The following is a 5,077-nucleotide window of genomic DNA, read 5'->3' as shown; positions in this document are numbered from 1 at the left end:
CCCCTGATAGCAAGTATGCTCGCGCCGTTGTCCCGAACCACTCCGGGGCAACCGCGGAACACAACGCTCGTCGGCCGCGCGTGCCATCACTCAGCCCAAGACGCTCGATCCCCGTACAAGGCCCCACCCGCGTGCTGACGCAGAAACCCCGGAGACGTAGGCGGCCGAGGATAAGGCTCAGTCTTAGGCTGGCCGGCGCAACGAGGTGTATAGGGTCTGCCGGCTCACACCGAACGCGCGCGCCACCTCGGCCTTCGGGATCCCCATGTCGATCATCACGCGCGCCTGCTCCACGTCGGTGTCCGAAAGCTTCGGGGCCTGCACGTACTTGCCGCGGGCCTTGGCCAGGGCGATGCCTTCGGCCTGACGCTCCTTGATCCGCCGGCGCTCGAACTCAGCGAACGCCGCCAGGATGCCCAGCATCAGCCCGTCCACCGGAGAGGTGCCGGACTTGTCCACGGTGATCCGCTCGGACACGAACTGCACCGCACACCCCTTGCCGGTGAGCTCGTCCACGATCGCGTACAGGTCCCGCGTGTCCCGGCCGAGCCGATCCATCGAGGCGACCTTCACCAGGTCCCCCTCCCGCACGTAGGCCATCAGCTCCGCCAACCCCGTGCGCTTGGCCCTCGAGCTGCCGCTGATCTTGTCCTGGAAGATCCGGTCGCGCTCCCCCACCGCCTCGAGCTGACGATCCAGGTTCTGCTCCGCTGAGCTCACCCGCACGTAGGCCACAGTCTGTCCAACCACGTTTAAGACCCTCCGACGCTTGTGTCCAACGGGCCCGATTGGGACCGTCTCTGACGTGATGGTCTCGTGACCGGGCAGGGTGTGTAAAGGGGTATACCCGGCTTGACGCCGGGATGGGGCAATGAACACCCAGCTGGATTGTGAGGCATCCCTCTGTCGGAGCGTTGACGTTTACTTTACTAACCTGTTAGTATAGTTTCGTTGATGCGACTACAGGCAGAGGACAGGGGTACAACAGTGAACGACGTTGGATCATCGCCGCGGCGGTGGTGGCTGCTCATGACCGTGGGGGCCGGCCTGCTACTCATCACCCTCGACAATTCGATCCTCTACACCGCCTTGCCTACGTTGACCGCAGACCTCGGCGCGTCCGGATCCTCGACACTGTGGATCATCAACGCCTACCCCCTGGTCATGGCTGGCCTCCTCTTGGGAGCAGGCACACTGGGCGATCGCATCGGCCACCGCCGAATGTTCGTCGTCGGCCTGTGGATCTTCGGTGCCGCATCACTGGCAGCGGCATTCTCGCCCAACCCTGCCTTCCTGATCGGCGCCAGGGCACTCCTCGCTGTGGGGGCCGCAGCGATGATGCCCGCCACGCTTGCTCTGATCCGCCTCGCGTTCGACGATCCTCGTGAGCGCAACATCGCCATCGCCATCTGGGGGAGCCTGTCGATCGCGGGGGCAGCGCTCGGACCCATTCTCGGCGGCGCCCTTCTCGAACGGTTCTGGTGGGGATCTGTTTTCCTCATCAATGTCCCCGTTGTTGCCATCGCACTTGTGGCGACCGCAATCATCGCGCCGCACAACCATCCCGATCCGTCGAAGAAGTGGGATCTCGTCTCATCCCTCTATGCGATGGTCGGGCTGGTGGGCACCGTGCTCGTCATCAAGGAACTGGCCCATATTCCACAGAACTGGGTTCTGATCGCAGGGGCGCTGGCGTCAGCAGTCATCGGGTTCGTCCTCTTCGTGCGACGCCAGGGCCGATTGGAAGAACCACTCATCGAGTTCTCCATCTTCCGCAACCGCGCCTTCGCTGGCGGCTCTCTGGCAGCCTTCTTCGCGATGTTCACCATCGCTGGCGCCCAGCTCGCGACCACACAGCGCTTCCAGCTCGTCGAGGGCTTCACCCCCCTGCAAGCAGGCCTGCTAGTCGCAGCCATCGCGCTTGGCGCCCTGCCCTCAGGTGTCCTAGGGGCCGCGATCCTGCACATCGTGGGCCTGCGGATCATTATCTCCGGCAGCCTCGCCATCGCCGCCCTAGGACTAGCTCTCGCCGTGCTGGCCTCTGCGAACGGATCACTACCCCTGCTGGTCGTCAGCTTCATCGTGACCGGCTTCGGCCTGGGCGGCACCTTCGCCGTCGCTTCCGCCGCCATTATGGGCAACGCGCCTCCGCGAAAGGCCGGCATGGCGGCCTCGATCGAAGAAGTCTCCTATGAGATGGGCTCCCTCTCGGCTGTAGCACTCCTCGGGAGCCTCCTGACCTTCGTCTACGCCACAGTCGTCCGACTCCCGGATGGCACTCCCGCCGCAGCGGGGGAGAGCATTGCCGATGCCCTCGGGATCGCCGACGGAGATCTCGACGTGATCGCAGCCGCCACCTCCGCCTACGACACGGCCTATTTGGTCACGATGATCGTCCTCGCTGTCATGCTGGCTAGTGGAGCCGCTCTGACCAATCGGCTGCTCCGCGCTTACGGGCGCGGCAGCGAGGCAATGGAGTACGCCGAAAACCACTGAACCAATCGGAGGGGCGCATGATGGTGCGTGAGAGCAAGAAGACCATGATCCTCGACGCCGCGATCCAAGTGATCGAGGAAGACGGGATCACAGCAGTCACGTTTGACTCTGTCGCGGCCGCTGCAGGGATCACCAGGGCCGGGATCATCTACCACTTCCCGTCACGAGACGACTTGATCGCTGCGATCCACCAGAGACTCGCTGATCGCTGGGAGCGGCAGTTAGAGATCGCCTGTGGAAAGCCGACCGCTGAGGCAACGCCGATGGAGCGCCTGACCGCCTACATACTCACTTGTTCGACAGCCGCCTCCCGCGCCGAGTTCCAGATGATTCTCGACAGCCAGCACACCCAGCACAAGGCGATCTGGGAAGACCTCATCGACCGATGGACCGGACGTAGCGAACGAGACGAAGCTGAGCGCGACCAGATGACCTCGCTCGCCCTGCTCGCTGCTGACGGGCTCTGGGTCAACGACCTGATCGGAAGCAGGCCCATCTCACAGGACCACCGGAGTGAAACCGCAAAGCAGATCATCGCGCTACTCCAGAATGACGTCCATGAATCCGAGGCCAAGCCCAACGGGTAAGCGAGCCAGCGCGCGGTTGGAGAAGGCCGGATCGACGAATCCGTCGAGCGCGATGATGGGCAACCCTGTCAAGCAAGATCGCACCCTGGCACCTCTGTCCAGCAGCACCCAACTGGCTCTGACACATGCGCCTAGTGGGTATACCCGCCTGGACGGGGTCAGCCTGTGACAAAGCTAGACCAGGAGAAGACCGCCGCGGTCCAGGCCGTGGTGACCCGCGCGTTCGGAGTCTCCCGGACCACGATCTACAAGGCCCTCAACACCACCGAGACCGGCCAGCCCTGAACGGCCCACGCCCTGTGGATACCCGTGGTCCGGGCCGGTTCTTCTCCGTAGGGTGAGACCCGTCGCGGTGTTCTTCTTCGAGGGCCGCGACGGTGAGTGAGCCGCCTGTTCTCCTGTCCGGGTATGGTCACCCCGCCCTTGTCTTGGTCAATAGGGGGCAAGGGGATTTCACTTCCGCCCGGTCCACGCGCGACCCATCGGCAGCGCCCAGCACACATCACCCGTGGTCAGACCGGGGAAGTAGTGCAACTAACGCAGTACCGCAGTACCGCATTCACCCGTGCGGTGCTGCGGTAGCGCGGTGGTGCGGTTATAGCGCTGACATCGCTGTCAAAATGGGCATGGGACACACTGAACCTACTGATCATTCCACTTCCTGGGCGGCGTCAGCCATCCCCTCTCGATTCGATCTTCAGCGGCCATTTCCTCCGTCATTTTCTTGGTCTTGCTCCAAGCTTGCCGAATTTCCTCATCACTCATACCGGGCCGCCACGTCTTTAATAACAATGCTTCAGTCCCAAAGACTGTGAACATCGCGATAGCTCCGCACGCAGCGTGACCCGGAGAAACGAACCACCCCACCATTGCCCCCACAAGTGGGGGAATAACGAACCCCCAAATTGCATAGCCCCACCCGCCTGGGTCTGAGTGACCAGCAGAAACAGTAAAGGGCCGCTCACACAAAGTCACGACAATAGAACTAACCACTACAGCAGCAGCAGTGAGGGCAAGGGAAAGAGATCCGCTCAAAGGGCTGGAGAGGAGCTTGCTCAACAGCCACCAAAACAACCAGACCACCGGGGACAGTAGCGCCGCAGTAGACAAGTGTCCCCCTACGGCCAAGGAAATAGGAACGACATGGGAGGGGCCCCCTTCCTTCGGAAAGGAACCCCTCCCCCTGTTTGGGATTAGCCCTGACATCAGCTCAGGCAAGCCTCCACAAGCCCGGGAACCCCCAGGAGTTCGGAGAGAACATTCACGGCATCCTCACCGATCTCAGCGGCAGCCTGACCGGAACGAATTGCACGCCAAATGCCGCTAACTCCGCCCCAAAGGCTCCGCGCCTTCTTAATCCAAGCAATGATCTTGAATACGGGGAACCCGAACTGAACGACGAAATTGCCAAGCGCCAGCGAGCATCCAAAAACATTAAACGCTGGACTTGCCTCAGCGTCGCCAGATGAATCCACTGGAGTCTGAATTGTCGTGAGGCCTTCAAGGTAAGGCGCGATTTTCTCGCTGTATCCCGGGTATGTGTGAGGATCAGCTCGCTTAAGCTCTTCAGGCATCGAATCCAGCGCCCTCAGAATCATGTCGAGCTGCTCATCTTCCGTGTAGGAGGACTGCGGCTTGCGCCACGCCGACTGAGGCGGCCGTCGCCCAGCATGAGGCGGCCGTCCAATCGGCTGCCCGGCGCCCGCCAAAGTCGGCGCAGCGACTGCAATCAGACCCCCAGAAACCAACGCTCCCGAAAGACCACGCATGGCTTGACGTCGATCGAAAATAATCCCCTCCAATATTCAGCTTGTCATCTGACGCATCGAAGCCTATCTGCGTGCTGTACATCACACAAGTTGCAGGCGAGGCCCCCTGTCATGCGGTGGCAGCAACAGGAGGGGAGGTGGACGTTCCCCGCCGGGGTCGGGCTTAGCTGACCTGGAGGATGAAGTATGTGGTGGGGTATCCCAGCGGGAAGCGGTCTTCTCCGG

At 62.1% G+C, this 5,077-nt stretch carries 4 protein-coding genes; 2 read left to right on the top strand and 2 right to left on the bottom strand.

Annotated elements, in window-relative coordinates:
* Positions 1-183: 183 nt before the first annotated feature.
* Positions 184-750: a recombinase family protein gene (locus ACZ1IK_RS11000; protein WP_060973479.1), complete on the bottom strand. Its 567-nt coding sequence runs from the start codon at positions 748-750 to the stop codon at positions 184-186.
* A 279-nt stretch (positions 751-1,029) separates the two neighbouring features.
* On the opposite strand from ACZ1IK_RS11000, the gene ACZ1IK_RS10995 reads away from it, so the two are divergent.
* Both ACZ1IK_RS10995 and ACZ1IK_RS10990 read left to right on the top strand, forming a co-directional pair.
* Positions 1,030-2,496, top strand: coding sequence for an MFS transporter (locus ACZ1IK_RS10995; RefSeq protein WP_036316244.1), 1,467 nt, complete (start codon positions 1,030-1,032; stop codon positions 2,494-2,496).
* A gap of 17 nt (positions 2,497-2,513) precedes the next feature.
* Positions 2,514-3,083, top strand: a complete 570-nt coding sequence (locus ACZ1IK_RS10990) for a TetR/AcrR family transcriptional regulator (RefSeq protein ID WP_060973480.1) — start codon at positions 2,514-2,516, stop codon at positions 3,081-3,083.
* Between the two features lie 1,205 nt (positions 3,084-4,288).
* Here ACZ1IK_RS10990 and ACZ1IK_RS10985 read toward each other — a convergent pair.
* Positions 4,289-4,657: a hypothetical protein gene (locus tag ACZ1IK_RS10985; protein WP_127435415.1), complete on the bottom strand. Its 369-nt coding sequence runs from the start codon at positions 4,655-4,657 to the stop codon at positions 4,289-4,291.
* Between the last annotated feature and the right edge of the window lie 420 nt (positions 4,658-5,077).

Source organism: Micrococcus sp. CS26, assembly GCF_055522295.1.
Note: the sequence above shows the minus strand (reverse complement) of the source record. Positions and strands in the feature narration are given on the sequence as shown.